13 protein-coding genes and 1 tRNA gene are annotated in these 13,784 nt (G+C 60.0%); 9 read left to right on the forward strand and 5 right to left on the reverse strand.

Translation table 11 applies throughout. The features are described from left to right. The first annotated feature begins 142 nt into the window (after nucleotides 1–142). From ABGM91_RS03140 to ABGM91_RS03175, 8 genes are all read left to right on the forward strand, one after another. Entirely contained in the window at nucleotides 143–1,435 is a 1,293-nt protein-coding gene (locus ABGM91_RS03140) for an argininosuccinate synthase (protein ID WP_354833600.1), read from the forward strand. A 95-nt stretch (nucleotides 1,436–1,530) separates the two neighbouring features. Continuing rightward, nucleotides 1,531–3,093, forward strand: a complete 1,563-nt coding sequence (locus ABGM91_RS03145; RefSeq protein ID WP_354833602.1) for a sulfatase-like hydrolase/transferase — start codon at nucleotides 1,531–1,533, stop codon at nucleotides 3,091–3,093. A gap of 95 nt (nucleotides 3,094–3,188) precedes the next feature. Beyond that, nucleotides 3,189–4,427, forward strand: coding sequence for a transcription antitermination factor NusB (locus ABGM91_RS03150; RefSeq protein ID WP_354833604.1), 1,239 nt, complete (start codon nucleotides 3,189–3,191; stop codon nucleotides 4,425–4,427). Nucleotides 4,428–4,479: 52 nt separating this feature from the next. Beyond that, on the forward strand, nucleotides 4,480–5,244 hold the full coding sequence (tpiA, locus tag ABGM91_RS03155) for a triose-phosphate isomerase (RefSeq protein WP_354833606.1): 765 nt from the start codon (nucleotides 4,480–4,482) through the stop codon (nucleotides 5,242–5,244). A gap of 147 nt (nucleotides 5,245–5,391) precedes the next feature. Then, nucleotides 5,392–6,075 carry a prepilin-type N-terminal cleavage/methylation domain-containing protein gene (locus tag ABGM91_RS03160; protein WP_354833608.1) on the forward strand — a complete coding sequence of 228 codons (684 nt, stop codon included), beginning with the start codon at nucleotides 5,392–5,394 and terminating at the stop codon, nucleotides 6,073–6,075. A 165-nt stretch (nucleotides 6,076–6,240) separates the two neighbouring features. Continuing rightward, a complete protein-coding gene (locus ABGM91_RS03165; protein ID WP_290566486.1) occupies nucleotides 6,241–6,813 on the forward strand; it encodes a hypothetical protein in 573 nt (190 codons plus the stop codon). 155 nt (nucleotides 6,814–6,968) lie between these two features. Next, on the forward strand, nucleotides 6,969–8,540 hold the full coding sequence (locus ABGM91_RS03170) for an arylsulfatase (protein WP_354833610.1): 1,572 nt from the start codon (nucleotides 6,969–6,971) through the stop codon (nucleotides 8,538–8,540). 515 nt (nucleotides 8,541–9,055) lie between these two features. Continuing rightward, on the forward strand, nucleotides 9,056–9,946 hold the full coding sequence (locus ABGM91_RS03175; RefSeq protein ID WP_354833612.1) for a hypothetical protein: 891 nt from the start codon (nucleotides 9,056–9,058) through the stop codon (nucleotides 9,944–9,946). A gap of 34 nt (nucleotides 9,947–9,980) precedes the next feature. Here ABGM91_RS03175 and ABGM91_RS03180 read toward each other — a convergent pair whose 3' ends face one another. From ABGM91_RS03180 to ABGM91_RS03200, 5 genes are all read right to left on the reverse strand, one after another. Further along, nucleotides 9,981–10,862, reverse strand: coding sequence for a hypothetical protein (locus ABGM91_RS03180; RefSeq protein WP_354833614.1), 882 nt, complete (start codon nucleotides 10,860–10,862; stop codon nucleotides 9,981–9,983). Nucleotides 10,863–11,090: 228 nt separating this feature from the next. Further along, nucleotides 11,091–11,166 (reverse strand) — tRNA-Lys (locus tag ABGM91_RS03185). An 85-nt stretch (nucleotides 11,167–11,251) separates the two neighbouring features. Beyond that, nucleotides 11,252–11,674, reverse strand: coding sequence for a thioesterase family protein (locus ABGM91_RS03190; RefSeq protein WP_354833616.1), 423 nt, complete (start codon nucleotides 11,672–11,674; stop codon nucleotides 11,252–11,254). Nucleotides 11,675–11,722: 48 nt separating this feature from the next. Continuing rightward, on the reverse strand, nucleotides 11,723–12,472 hold the full coding sequence (locus ABGM91_RS03195) for a ComF family protein (protein WP_354833618.1): 750 nt from the start codon (nucleotides 12,470–12,472) through the stop codon (nucleotides 11,723–11,725). Between the two features lie 29 nt (nucleotides 12,473–12,501). Further along, a complete protein-coding gene (locus ABGM91_RS03200; RefSeq protein WP_354833620.1) occupies nucleotides 12,502–12,804 on the reverse strand; it encodes a hypothetical protein in 303 nt (100 codons plus the stop codon). A gap of 85 nt (nucleotides 12,805–12,889) precedes the next feature. Here ABGM91_RS03200 and mazG point away from each other — a divergent pair, with 85 nt between their 5' ends. Then, entirely contained in the window at nucleotides 12,890–13,699 is an 810-nt protein-coding gene (gene mazG, locus ABGM91_RS03205; protein WP_354833622.1) for a nucleoside triphosphate pyrophosphohydrolase, read from the forward strand. Nucleotides 13,700–13,784 lie beyond the last annotated feature (85 nt).

A 13,784-nucleotide genomic window follows, 5' to 3' on the forward strand; every position in this document is an offset into this window, starting at 1 on the left:
TGAACCCGGAAACGGCGGGAAACACGTGAAACGGGAAGGGGGCGGCAGGCTCCGGGAAAAGCCTGCGGTGAAACATGATTTTGTCCTTTCCTCCGGGGGGGGAATGGGGCATCATGCCGCCGCACACTAATCATTGACGCACATGAAAATCGTAGTTGCATACTCTGGCGGCCTGGACACTTCCGTTCTTCTGAAGTGGCTCAAGGAAAAGTACAATGCCGAAATCATCGCCTACTGCGCGGACGTAGGCCAGGCGGAAGAACTGGACGGCCTGGAAGCCAAAGCCCTGGCTACGGGAGCCTCCAAGTGCTTCATCGGCGACCTCAAGGAAGACTTCGCCGCCAACTACATCTTTCCCATGATGCAGGCCAACGCCCTGTATGAAGGCCGCTACCTGCTGGGCACCTCCATCGCCCGCCCCTGCATTTCCAAGGACATGGTGGACCTGGCCATCCGTGAAGGGGCGGACGCCATCGCCCACGGCGCTACAGGCAAGGGGAACGACCAGGTGCGCTTTGAACTGGCCGTGAATGCGCTGGCCCCGAACATCAAGGTCATCGCCCCGTGGCGCGACCCTGAATTCCGGCAGCAGTTCCCGGGCCGTACGGAAATGATCGCCTATGCGGAATCCCACGGCATCCCGATCCGCCAGTCCCTGAAGAAGCCTTATTCCATGGACCGCAACCTGCTCCATATCTCCTTTGAAGCCGGCATGCTGGAAGATACCTGGTATGACGGCACCACTCCCGCGGACCGTGAAATGTACAAGCTCTCCGTTTCTCCGGAAGACGCCCCGGACCAGGCCGAATACATCCAGCTCCTGTATGAAAAGGGTGATGTGGTCGGCATTCAGTATGAAGGTCTGCCCGCCCTGCTGAAAGAGCTGGACGTCACCCCGAAGGGCGAACGCGACGGCTACACCCTGCTCAGCCCGCTGGGCGTCATGTACGTGCTGAACGCCCTGGGCGGCAAGCACGGCATCGGCCGCGTGGACATTGTGGAAAACCGCTTCGTGGGCATGAAGAGCCGCGGCATTTATGAAACCCCCGGCGGCACCATCCTGCTGGCAGCCCACCGCGACATTGAAACGATCACGATCGACCGTGAAGTGCAGAAGGTGCGCGACTCCCTTATCCCGGAATACGCCACGCTGGTTTACAACGGCTTCTGGTTTGCTCCGGAACGTGAAGCCATCCAGGCCCTGGTGACCAAGTCCCAGGAAACCGTCAACGGGGAAGTGCGCCTGAAGCTTTACAAGGGCAACGTCATGTACGCCGGACGCCGTTCCCCGCAGTCCCTGTACTCCGAAGAGATCGCCACGATGGAAGGCGGCCACGAGGAACTGTACAACCAGGACGACGCGGAAGGCTTCATCCACCTGAACGGCCTGCGCCTGAAGCAATTCAGCCGCGTCAACAAGCCGTACGGCAACTAAGCCCCACAGGCCAAACCTCTTTCAACCGCCCGGGAGTCTTCTTCCGGGCGGTTTTTTGTTGATAAACGGTTCATGGAAGGAACGTATCCGTTTGCATGACCCCTTTCCTGCGCCTTCTTCCGGCAGTATTTTTCTGGATGTGTTCCCTGTCCATGGGGGCGCCCGGCGGGTCCCGGCCCAACATCATCCTCATTTACGCGGACGATCTGGGAATGGGCATGCTGGGGTGCTACGGCCAGCAGATTGTCAAGACGCCCAACATTGACCGCCTTGCCCGGCAGGGCGTCATGTTCACGCGGTGCTACAGCAGCCAGTACTGCTGCCCGGCGCGGGCTTCCCTGCTCATGGGAGTGCATGACAGCCATTCAGGATCCTATACGCAGACCGCCGGAGGGCTGGTCACCAGAGCGGAAAAAGAAGGCTGGAGCAACGCGGACCTGGAGGAAAAAGCCGCGCAGGCCTCCCCTATCAAGCCGTCCCCCGGGGAAGTCTTCCTGCCGGAATTATTGAAAAAGGCAGGTTACGTAACCGCGCAGTTCGGCAAGCTGGACTGGGGGTTCAACACCTGGCACGCCGAACTGAAAAGACACGGCTGGGACCATTACGCGGGCTATATGGACCACCAGCGCGCCCACGGCTTTTACCCCACTTTCCTGTGGAAAAACGGGGAGAGGCTCCCCCTGGAAGGCAATACAAGGCCGGATGCCGGAATAACGGCGGAGAATTACAGCGCCGGAGCCACGGAAAAACGCCGCGGCAACCGGGACGGAAAAACCACCTACGCCCCGGACGCAATGCTCCGGGAAACGCTGGAATTCATGGAGAAAAACCGGAACAGGCCCATGTTCATTTTCTTCTCCACCAATCTTCCGCACGGCCCCGTGGACATCCCGCCTGCGGAAAATACGTATGCCGGCCATCCGGAGATACGCAAGGCTTACGCGGACGCCTCCGGCCCCAACAGGGAGTGCGCCGGAGCGGCGGAGGAATACGCCTCCATGGTGGGCAAGCTGGACAAGCAGGTTGGGGCCATCGTGGCGCAGGTCCGCAGGCTGGGACTGGAAAAACGCACCATGATCATCTTTGCCTCCGACAACGGGCATGAACTCTATTACCGGACGGACAAGAGCCGCGGACGCGGGCTCAACTGCCACGGCGGCGTGCTGGACGGCACCGGGGAGGTACTGGACGTTTTCCGCGGCAGCCGCGGACGCACCAGCCCGGACGGAAGCATGGTCAATATGGCCGGGCTGAAATGGACCAATCATGAAGGGGGCATCCGCGTCCCCATGATCATCTCCTGGCCCGGCACCGTTCCGGCAGGGAAAACCTGCCATGCCCTCACCGCCAATTACGACCACATGGCCGCCTTTGCCGAGCTTGCCGGTGTCCCCATGCCTGCGAGGAAAGATGCCGTCTCTTATGGAAAATCACTGTTCGGCAAACAGGCCGCGCCGCGCAGCCATGTAGTCGTGGACCGCACCATCATCACCGGGGACGGATGGAAGCTCACCAACCAGCGGGGAAAATGGCTTTTATTCCAAATAAGCGCGGACCCGGAGGAAAGGCGCAACCTGGCGGAAACGCACACGGAGCGCCTCCGGCAGCTCCAGGCCATTTACCGCAGGGAAGTGGGAAGCCCGCGGAAAGACAAGTAAGGCAGCCGCCCGGAGTTCGCGCTGTTGCGCAAGCCATTCCGCGCCGCGTGCTTTTGCTGGTTGAAACTTGCGCCCCCAGCATGTAGAGTCCCCCGGTGAACAAAAAAAAACCATCCTCCCGCCAGACCGCCCTGAATTGCCTGATGCGCTGGCATGAAGGCCACTCCTTTGCGGAAACCCTTGTGGACCGGGAATGTTCACGGGCGCAGCTTTCCCCGGCGGACAGGCATCTGGTGCAGGCCCTGGTCTTCGGCGTGCTGCGCAACCGGACCTGGCTGGACCACGTGATCGACTCCCTGCGGCAAGGCCGGCTGGACCTGGAAATGCGCCTCATCCTTCAGATCGGCCTGTGCCAGCTTTTCCTGCTGGGCATGGCGGACCATGCCGCCGTGTATGAAACCGTCAATCTTGCGCCGTCACGCCTGAGGGGACTGGTAAACGCCATTCTGCGCAACGCCCTGCGGCGGGAAAAAGCCATCCTGGCCGAACGGGAAAAACTTCCCCTCCCCGTTCTTTATTCCACCCCGGCGTGGCTGGTGGAACGCTGGACGCAGCAGACGGACCGGGAAACAACCCGCGACCTGCTCCGCTGGAACAACACCACGCCGCGCCTGTACGTGCGGGCCAATCCCCTGATCCCCATGAACGGCATTCCCGCCTCCCTCGCGCCTCTGGACCGCGCGCCAGGCTGGTTCTCCGTGGAAGGCCCCCTGCCGCTGGAAGATATCCAGGCCGGTTCCCTGTACGTGGCGGACCCCTCCACCCGTTACGCCATTGACCTGCTGGCTCCGCGCGCCGGGGAGGAAATCCTGGATGCCTGCGCCGCCCCCGGCGGCAAGGCCGCCGCCATCATTGCCGCCACCGGGGGAAAGGCGCTCCTGACCGCCACGGACCTTCACGAACACCGCCTGCCCACCCTTCAGGAAAACCTGGACAGGCAGGGCTCCGCTTCCGTCAAAACGGCGCAGGCGGACTGGTCCCAGCCGTGCCCTCCGGAATGGGAACGCCATTTTGACGCCGTGCTCCTGGACGTGCCCTGCTCCAACACCGGGGTCATCCAGCGCCGCGTGGACGTGCGCTGGCGCGTGACTCCGGCGGAAATCCGCCGTCTGGCCGCTCTCCAGAAATCCATTCTGGAAAACGCCTCCCGCGCCGTGAAGCCGGGCGGCAGGCTCGTCTACTCCACCTGCTCCATTGACGCGGAGGAGGACGGCCTGCTGGTCAGGGATTTTCTGCGGAACCACCCGGAATGGACGCTGAAAGAGGAAAAACTCATCCTTCCCCATCAGGAAAAATCGGACGGCGCGTATGCGGCCCTTTTGATCTGTGCTTGACCTCCGCCTTAATTTGGCAACAATGCGTCCTCCTGATTAATCTCATTCCACTATGTCCCGCAAACCCATCATTGCCGCCAACTGGAAGATGAACATCGGCCCCGCTGAAGGCGCCCAATTCATCGAAAGCTTCAAAAACCTCATTAAGGGAAAAGACGTCGCGTGCGACGCCGTCATCATCCCCCCCTTCACCACCATCCCCTCCGTGCTGAACGCCCTGGGCGGCTGCTCCTGCGCCGCCGTAGGCGCCCAGAACGTCTCCCAGCATGACAACGGGGCCTACACCGGTGAAATCTCCACCAGCATGCTGAATGAACTGGGCCTCAAGTACGTCGTGCTCGGCCACAGCGAACGCCGCCAGTACTTCGGCGAAACGGACGCCATCATCAACGCCAAGATCAAGAAGGCCATCGCCGCCGGCATCACCCCCATCTTCTGCATCGGTGAAACGAAGGACGAACGTCTGGGCGGCATCCTGGAACCCGTGCTGGAAATCCAGATCAAGGGCGGCCTCAAGGACCTCACTCCGGAAGAAGTGGCCAGCCTGGTCATCGCCTATGAACCCGTCTGGGCCATCGGCACGGGCCTGACTGCCACCTCCAAGGAAGCGCAGGAAGCCCACGCCTTCATCCGCAAGGTCATTTCCGACGTCTTCGGCGCAGATACCGCCGCCAAGGTGCGCATCCAGTACGGCGGTTCCGTGAAACCGGAAAACGTGGTGGAACTCATGGCCCAGCCGGACATTGACGGCGCCCTGGTGGGCGGCGCGTCCCTGAAGCCGGACTCCTTCGCCGCCCTGGTCACCTCCGCCAAGTAAGCGGAACCCGGACATTTCCATTTCTCCAGGCCGGTCCTTCACGGGACCGGCCTTTTTCGTTTCCCGCGCTCCGGGGAAGGCTTTTCACCCCGGACCGCAGTTTCTGCCTTTTCAAGCGGCCGCAATCGTGCATAATGGCGGGAAATCATGAAAGCCCGCTCACTCACCTCACGCAGCAAAGGTTTCACGCTCATTGAAGTTCTCGTAGTCATCGCCATCATCGCCCTGCTGGCAGGCGTCTCCTACAGCATTTACTCCCATGCCACGGAGACGGCGGCCAGAACGCGCTGCACGGACAACCTGCGCCGCATCAGTGACTGGGGCAAGGAATTCGCAGGCCAGAACGGCGGCAAGCTCCCTTCCAGCGGCATGAAGGACAGCCTCCTGACCGCCCGCGAATGCCGCAACTGGTGGGACGCCCTGGCCCCCATCGTGAACGCGGAACAGCCGGACCTGATCGCCCGGAACGACAAGGAGCCGAACATGCTGCCGGACACCTTCCGCTGCACGGGAGACAAGCGCCCGGAAATCCTCGCGGCGGAAGACGCCAACCTTCCCGCCAGTCCGGACACCATCTCCTACACCAGCTGGCTGGACAACAGGAAGGGCCGCCCCATGAACGTGGCGCGCGGCCAGGCTCTCCGGGGCAAGCCCTGGATCAGCGACGGCATCCCCATTGACGGGCGCAGCGTCATCACGGAACAGGACTTTGAGGAAATCGTGGTTCCGGCCCTGGAACGCCACCAGGGAGGCATCATGGTGCTTTACGCGGACGGGAAAATCTCCGCCGTTGAAGACCCCACGTTTGAAAAGGTCACCAAGGATTCCTGAGCCGCCTTTCTCCGCGCGCTGCGGGAAATCCCCGCGGCACGGCGCCGGGAAACCGGTGGAATTTTCTTCCCTCTCCCGCTGATTCGCCTTTACGAAGCCGGGATAATCATTAAGGTTAGCGTTCAGATGAACCAGCACGCCCCCTTTCTGCATCCGTATGATGGAATGATACCGCTGCACGTAGCCGGGTATGTGCTGGGCTCCGTCCTGCTGCTGGCCCATCTCTATGCCCTGTTGAAAAGGCGCCAGGTGCAGGCCTTCCTGCTTGCCTCCCCGCGCAACCACCTGCTGGCGCAGGTCCTGCTGGCCGTCGGCCTGTTCTGGTTCTTCCTGCTGGTGGCTCCGGAAGGACTGGGCGTCCTGAGTTACTTCCGGGTGGGGCTGGCGGAATTTGAAGGCATCCGGTGGCTGCTCCAGCTCGCATGCCCCGTGTTCCTGGTGCTGATGGTCACGCAGGTGAAAAACCTGCTCTTCCCGCGCGCGCTGGGCATCTTCGGCCTGATGGTGGCGGCCCCCCTCCTCAGCGCGGCCTTCCTTCAGGACCCTGTTACCCGGCTGCTCATCCCCGTCTGGTGCTACATCGTCATCTTCCTCTCCCTCCTCTGGATCGGCAAGCCCTACCTGTACCGGGACATGGTGAACAAAATCTGCTCCAAACCCGCCCTGTGGACGCCCCTGTGCCTGGGCGGCATGGTTTACGGAGCCGCCATCCTGCTCTGCGCCATCCTGTGGTGGTAGCAGGCGCGCCCCTTCCGGCACGCCTGCGGAGGGCAACGGGAAAACCCGCGGAACAACCTGCTTTTTCAACCCTGCTTTTTCAACCCTGCTTTTTCAACCCTGCTGCAAGAACCAGCGGCGGCTCCGCTTACACTACCATAAACCACGTTCCTTCCATGCGTTCCATTCCGTGTTTTTCCATCCTGGGCTGCATCGCCCTCTGGCTGCTTACCGTTGCCCCCTCCCTGGCGGACAAGCCCAACATTGTCCTCATCCTGGCGGATGACATGGGCTGGTCAGACCTCGGGTGCTACGGGTCGGAAATACCCACTCCGGCCCTGGACTCCCTCGCCAGGCAGGGCATGCTGGCCACCCGGTGCTACACGGCTTCCCGCTGCTCCCCTTCCCGCGCTTCCATCATGACGGGATGCGAACCCCACAAGGTGGACGTAGGGCTGCTGGACGACGACAGCGGACGCCCCGGCTACCGCGGACGCCTGAATCCGGACATTCCCACCCTGCCGGAGCTCCTGAAAAAAGCGGGCTACCGCACCTACCTTTCCGGAAAATGGCACCTGGGAAAAGTCAGGGGAACCTACCCGTGGGACCGCGGCTTCGACCGTTACCGCGGATTGCTGGGCGGCGCGGCGGACTACTACAAGCCCATGCCGGACCGCCCCTTCGGGGAAGACGGAAAACTGCTCAAGCCGGAAGACCTGCCGGAGGACTTCTACATGACGGATGACATCACCAGAACGGCCCTGGCCTACCTTGACGATGCCGCCGGAAGCAAAAAACCCTTCTTCCTTTACGTGGCGTACACGGCTCCGCACACGCCCCTCCAGGCCCCCCGGGAGGAGATAGAAAAAATGCTCCCGGCCTACAGAGGCAAATCCCCCCACGCCATTGCCTCCAAAAGGCTGGAAAAACAGAAGCAGATAGGAATCGTCCCCCCGTCCGCCAAACTGGGCATGGCAGGCAAATTCAATCCCGCGGGCTATGAAAAGGCCACTGCGGAACGCAAGGACAACCTTGCCGCATGCATGGCTACCTATGCCGCCCAAATCTCCATCATGGACCGCGGCATAGGCCGCATCCTTGCCTCCCTGGACCGCCACCGCCTCAGCGGCAACACCATCGTCATCTTCCTGTCGGACAACGGGGCAACGGCGGAAATGCCCCAGAACAACAGAAACAAGAAAACCGTTCTTCCCATCGGCCCCCTGGGGGAAGCGGGCTGCCGGGACGGGTACGGTCCCATGTGGGCCGCTGTTTCCAATACCCCCTACCGCCAGTATAAAATTGAAACCTTTGACGGGGGACTGTCCGCGCCCTTCATCATCCGCTACCCTTCCAAAATCCGTCCCGGCACGCGCTACCACTCCCCCTTCCTGCTTCAGGACATCGCGCCCACCTGCCTCACGTGGGCCACGCTCCCGGTCCCGGCCCACATGGACGGCAAGCCGCTCAACGCCTACTGGGCCAATCCCGGAAAGATTCCTCCGGCCAGGGTCTGGGACTACATCCCCAATACCTGCCCTCCCCGCACCATCTTCTGGGAACACCAGAGGAACCGCGCCGCCCTGACAAACCAGTTCAAGCTGGTGGCCCCCAACCGCGGTCCCTGGCAGGTGTACGACATCAGGGACAGGACGGAACAAAAGAACCTGGCGCCCAAGCACCAGCCGCTCATTGAGCAGATATCCGCCCGGTACAACAAGTGGGCGGCGGAAAACCATGCGGAATAACACTGCCCGGAGTTAAGAACGGGAAAACAGGCTATCTCCGCCCGTTAAAACCCACTCCCCCGCAGGCATCCCGTAGAAGCCATTCATGATAAACGGCTCCCACTTCACCCATTTGCGGCAAATTCCGTAAAAAATCCGGCCGCGGGGGCGGACGCGCCCATGATTTCCCTTCTTTTTTGTCCTGAAAATAAAACACGGCAGAACTCTGCGATTTAATAAACCGTTTCCCAAACGGAAAACCATTCATTTTTCCTAACAATTATTGGAACCGGAGAAGCATTATTATTCAAAGAAATACCGTCTTAGAATATTTCTAAATTGATAAAAACTCATTGATTGTAAATAAATTTTATTTAAACTCACATAAGAAAAGATCACTTCAATTCCTTCACCGCACTCTTCACCTCTTCAATATTCAATATGGAATATTTTTGAGAATCAACCCATAACACACCTTTAACAAGACTTATACAGCATCATCTTAATTTCAACCAATCTTTCTTCCGCTCCCTTTTATGTCCAAAGAGACTTCCTTCATCAAGAAAGCAAACCTGTTCCAGCCCATTCTGGTAGTTGTTATCTCCATCATCGGAGGAACACCCATGGAGAAAGCCAATACGGGAAAAATCGTCCTGCTTGTGATCCTTGGCGCGGCTTTCATTGTGTGGCATGTGGAATGCCAAAGGCTGATCAACAGGCGGAGGGAGGAAAAAGAGCATACCTGCACGCTGAAAAACAGGAGCGCCGCCCTTTACAAAAAGACATACGCCTCGCTGAGCGGAGAATATGAGCACTTCGCCAACAGGCTGAACGGCGGTGCCTGCGGAGAGAGCAAGACGGACGGTTCCCGCGGAACGGCGGAGAGCTTCAACGGCGCCTGCCAGTTCCTGTGCTCCACGATTGCGGCGGCGCTGGCCGAATACAAGAATTCCCTCATCTTTGAAGTGCTTTATATCCAGGCGGAACGGCAGGAGGGCCAAACCTTCCTGCGCGTCACGGGCTACGCGCAGGGAGAGCACAATAACGACACCCCCTCCCTGCTGGCCCAGCCTCCGCGCCCCGTGACCGGAGCCCCCTCCATGCTGGACGAACAATTATTCACGGAACGCCGTCTCAGCCCGCTGGTTCTCTCCGGTCCCGGAGAAGTGAGGCGAAGCTTCTACCGGAAGCGCAACCAGCCCCCGGAGGAAAAATACATGCAGTACCTCGCCATTCCCGTCCTGAGCCGGAGGAATGAAATCATCGGGCTCATTGAAGTGGCCATCAAGAAAACGCCGTTCATCTCCCCCGTGGTCATGCTGGAAGCCCATGAACTGGCGGACATCAACTCATGGCTGTACCATCTGAAAGACCATTTCCTGCTGTTCCATGAAATAGAACGCGCCGTCCGGCACGACTTTCCTTAAAAATAACCTTCCGGCCCACAGGCCGGAGCCATCTTCAAGGTACAGTTCCCGGAGAGTTTTGCTCGCGGATAAACTCCATGGCTTCTCCCGTATCCACAAAATCCAGAACCCAGAAATTCACGCGCCGCGCATAAAGACGCCACAACGCTTCCGAGCGGCCACGCAGTACTTTTAACACATTCGTCTTTTCCGCGTTTTCAATCATGGGAACAAGCGTGGAAACAAAATGGTTGACTATCAGAAGTCCATTAGTGGGAAGCCCCCTGTTCAGCGTATTGGCCATCCGGTTTGCGGCAGCGGCCTTCCATGGAGTTTCCACGCAGTATTTCCAGACGGGCATGGGCCAGTTTCCTTCTCCATCAGGCCTGTCCGTCATCACTACCAGGCGGCGCCCGGTCTTCCGCATTTCCCCCAGGGTGGGCCATCTCTGTTGTACAGGAGCAGGGGCGCAATACTTCGCCATTCCCGCCTTTTCAAACGCTCTTCTCACTTCTTCATTATCCGCATAGGATTCCAGGATCAGAGTCACCACGGCACGGGGATGCCCTTCCAAATAAACGCGTACATGGCCCAGGGCATCCTGCAGGGAGATAGAACCCGGAAAAAACAATTTTCCATTCCCGTGCCTGAGCACCAGCTCCCCGTCCTTCTTCCAAACGTCCCACATCTGGGCGTGAACCCCTGCCTCCAACTGTTCCGGAATATTCCAATTCTGATTGGGGCACCACCAACCGTCGCGGCTGTTGCTCATGGCATTGTGGGCGCAGAGCCAGGTCACGCCGTCGTACGGCACGTCATCCGGCAATTCCAGAGGCCATGAATCGGCCCATGCAGCCATGGCCAGCATCCAGACGACAGCAACCGTTTTCCCTCCCCATTTCCACGCCGCTCCGGCAGGAGCTGAAAATCTTAACAAGAACCTTAAAATAAACATTTTCATTCACTGAAAATTCATCTTTCCGCTTTCTTCGGATATCCCACATAACGGGAGGGACGGACAAGCCGCGGAAAATATTAAATAACGGCATCAGCCGTTCTCTCATACGCATTCAGCATGCACACCCAATTGCGGGCAAGAATACTCCGTAAAAGGAAACTCCGCAAGGAACTATTCCCCGCGGAGTTTCAAAGGATGGAAAATGAATGGTACTTGGACCGGGACTCGAACCCGGGACCAATAGATTAAAAGTCTACTGCTCTACCAACTGAGCTACCCAAGCACTTACCCTTGCTGGAAGGGCGGAGGCAGTAAACACCACGCCTTCTTTCATGGCAAGCGCAAAATGGAAGACGGACAAAAAAAGATCAGGATTCCATGTATTCCTGCCACCGGGCGCGCCATTCAGCAGGAATGCGCGTGGGGCGCCCCTGGGGCATCTGCACCAGGGCAAGCTGCTGATGGGCTTTTACCAGCAGGTCGTTGTTGGAAGCGCGGCGCATTTCAAAATCGCACCAGAACGAGGCCCTCTCCACGGATTGCAGCCACCCCGTCGTGACAATGGTATCCCCCAGCACGGCAGGGCGCACGTAGTTGATCTCATGGCGCACCACCACGGCGAACTGCTGGCGGCCGCCCATGGTTTTATAGTCCATCCCCAGCTTTGCTCCCAGCTTGGTGCGGCAGGCTTCAATCATCCGCAGGTAGGCCAGGTTATGAACCACCCCTCCGCAGTCCGTATCATAAAACATGACTTCATCTTCCGTGTGAAACATCAGCTCCGGATTCATGATGGCCATTGTAGGAAGGAAACGGGCGCGCTGAAAGGAAATTCCGGTTCAGCCATGCCATGCGTGATGCGTCCGCGCCAGCGTGAACACGCACACGGAGGCCGCCCCGGCCCGGAGCAGCAGCTGCGCGCAGGCCTCCGCCGTAGCCCCGGTGGTAAGAACGTCATCCACCAGCAGCACATCCCTTCCCGCAACAGGGCGGCGTTTTATCCTTTTTTCATCCGCATCATAGATTTTCCGGGCGTGCCGGAGGCGCTGCTCCCGCGCCAGGCTGGCCTGGGGCATCCGGTCCGGCAGGCGTTTCAGCACTCCGGCGCAGGGCCAGCGGAGCTCCCTGCCCAGCAGAACCGCCAGTTCCCGCGCCTGGTTGTATCCCCTGCGGACGAGCTTGCGGCGGTGCATGGGCACCGGGACAAGCAGGCGTTTTTTTCCGCCGAACCAGTGGGGATTTCCGCGCATGGCATCCGCCATCATCCCGGCGAAGGTTCCGGCCAGATGCACGGCCCCGGCATACTTGAAAGCGAGGAGAAGGTCTCTCAAGGCCCCTTCATTCACATAGGCGGCGCGGGCTTCCTGAAAGGACGGCGCGGCTTCCGCACAGCGGCGGCACAGGCCGGACGGGATGAAGGAGCCCTCCGCGGGTTCCCCGCAAACGGAACAGAACGGAGGCTCCACGGGAACGAAGCTCCCACGGCATTCCGGGCAGACGTGGCAGCCGTCCAGGCCGCCGCGCCCGCACAGCTCGCAAACGAAGGGATACACCCAGGAGAGCCATTCCCTGAACACTGCTCCCAGCATGTCCGGCGCGGCAGAAATGGAAATGCGGCCTACCGGCCGTCCTCCCCGTCAGGGGAGCCGAGTTCCTCCTCTTCCGGCATGTCTTCCAGAAGCTTGTCAATGGCCTCGATAAAGCGCCACGGGCAGCGCTTGCGCTGGTACTTGCGCCAGAGCACGTCCCGCAGGGTCACCCAGCGTTCACGCGTGAATTCCACGTGCTCCCATTCCACATCGTCACGTTCCGCACGGCCCACCTTGGGAGCGCATTCCAGCTTCCATTTGTTGGCGTGGTGGCATGCCCTGTATACCAGGGTGCCCTCTTCCGTGCGTTCTTTCCACGTGTGAACTTCCATGGGGGCGAGTGTAAGGCAGAACCGCCCCGGGTAAAGAGGAATTTTTGCTAGTCATCCGCCCTTGCGCGATTAGTATGGCTCTGTCATGAACGACACTGAAATGATCGAATGCCGCGAGCCTGCCCTTCAAATGCAGCGCCTCATCGCCATCATGAAACGCCTGCGCGCCCCCCAGGGCTGCCCCTGGGACGCGGAACAGACCCACCGCTCCCTAATCACCAACATGATTGAGGAGGCCTACGAGGTGGTGGACACCATCCAGCGGGACGATTGGGAGCAGATGAAGGAGGAGCTGGGCGACGTTTTGCTTCAAGTGGTTTTTCATGCGGAGATCGCCCGGGAGGCGGGGCGGTTCAATTTCAATGACGTGGCCGCGGAAGTGAGTGAAAAGCTCGTGCGCCGCCATCCCCATGTGTTTGCCCAGTCCACGGCGGATACGACGGACGCCGTGCTGACCCAGTGGGACAAGATCAAGCGCCAGGAGAAAGGCACGGAGTCCACCCCGTACCTGCACGGAACGGGCAAGGGCCTGCCGCCCATGCTCCGCGCGTGGAAGCTCCAGAAGAAAGCCGCCAAAGCCGGGTTCGACTGGCCGGACGCCCAGGGCGCCCTGGACAAGGTGAAGGAAGAAACCGCGGAGTGTGAGGAAATCCTGCCCGCCGCGGAGGAAGACCCGCGCGTCACGGAGGAGCTGGGGGACCTGCTTTTTTCCGTGGTCAACCTGTGCCGCAAGAAGGGCATTGACCCGGAAGCGGCCATGGCGGGAGCCAATAAGAAGTTTGAGCAGCGTTTCAATGAGATGGAGCGCCTGCTTGCCAGGGACGGCATGTCCCTGGAGGAAGCAGGGCTGGACGCCATGGAGGAACGCTGGCAGCAGGCGAAGTCCTCCCGGTAAAAGACGCCCCTGTTCCGAGCCGGGCCTTGTCCGTGCCTTCCGTTCTTACCTGTTCCGGCGCCGAACGCATCATCAGGCGTACGGC

Origin of the sequence: Akkermansia muciniphila (genome assembly GCF_040616545.1) — a bacterium.
Taxonomy (GTDB): Bacteria; Verrucomicrobiota; Verrucomicrobiia; order Verrucomicrobiales; family Akkermansiaceae; genus Akkermansia; species Akkermansia muciniphila_E.

Coding starts and splice junctions, on each gene's coding strand:
- ABGM91_RS03160 (WP_354833608.1), top strand. CDS start 5,392: ATGAAAGCCCGCTCACTCACCTCACGCAGCAAAGGTTTCACGCTCATT.
- ABGM91_RS03200 (WP_354833620.1), bottom strand. CDS start 12,804: ATGGAAGTTCACACGTGGAAAGAACGCACGGAAGAGGGCACCCTGGTA.
- mazG (WP_354833622.1), top strand. CDS start 12,890: ATGAACGACACTGAAATGATCGAATGCCGCGAGCCTGCCCTTCAAATG.
- ABGM91_RS03170 (WP_354833610.1), top strand. CDS start 6,969: ATGCGTTCCATTCCGTGTTTTTCCATCCTGGGCTGCATCGCCCTCTGG.
- ABGM91_RS03190 (WP_354833616.1), bottom strand. CDS start 11,674: ATGAATCCGGAGCTGATGTTTCACACGGAAGATGAAGTCATGTTTTAT.
- ABGM91_RS03175 (WP_354833612.1), top strand. CDS start 9,056: ATGTCCAAAGAGACTTCCTTCATCAAGAAAGCAAACCTGTTCCAGCCC.
- ABGM91_RS03165 (WP_290566486.1), top strand. CDS start 6,241: ATGATACCGCTGCACGTAGCCGGGTATGTGCTGGGCTCCGTCCTGCTG.
- ABGM91_RS03195 (WP_354833618.1), bottom strand. CDS start 12,472: ATGCTGGGAGCAGTGTTCAGGGAATGGCTCTCCTGGGTGTATCCCTTC.
- tpiA (WP_354833606.1), top strand. CDS start 4,480: ATGTCCCGCAAACCCATCATTGCCGCCAACTGGAAGATGAACATCGGC.
- ABGM91_RS03140 (WP_354833600.1), top strand. CDS start 143: ATGAAAATCGTAGTTGCATACTCTGGCGGCCTGGACACTTCCGTTCTT.
- ABGM91_RS03145 (WP_354833602.1), top strand. CDS start 1,531: ATGACCCCTTTCCTGCGCCTTCTTCCGGCAGTATTTTTCTGGATGTGT.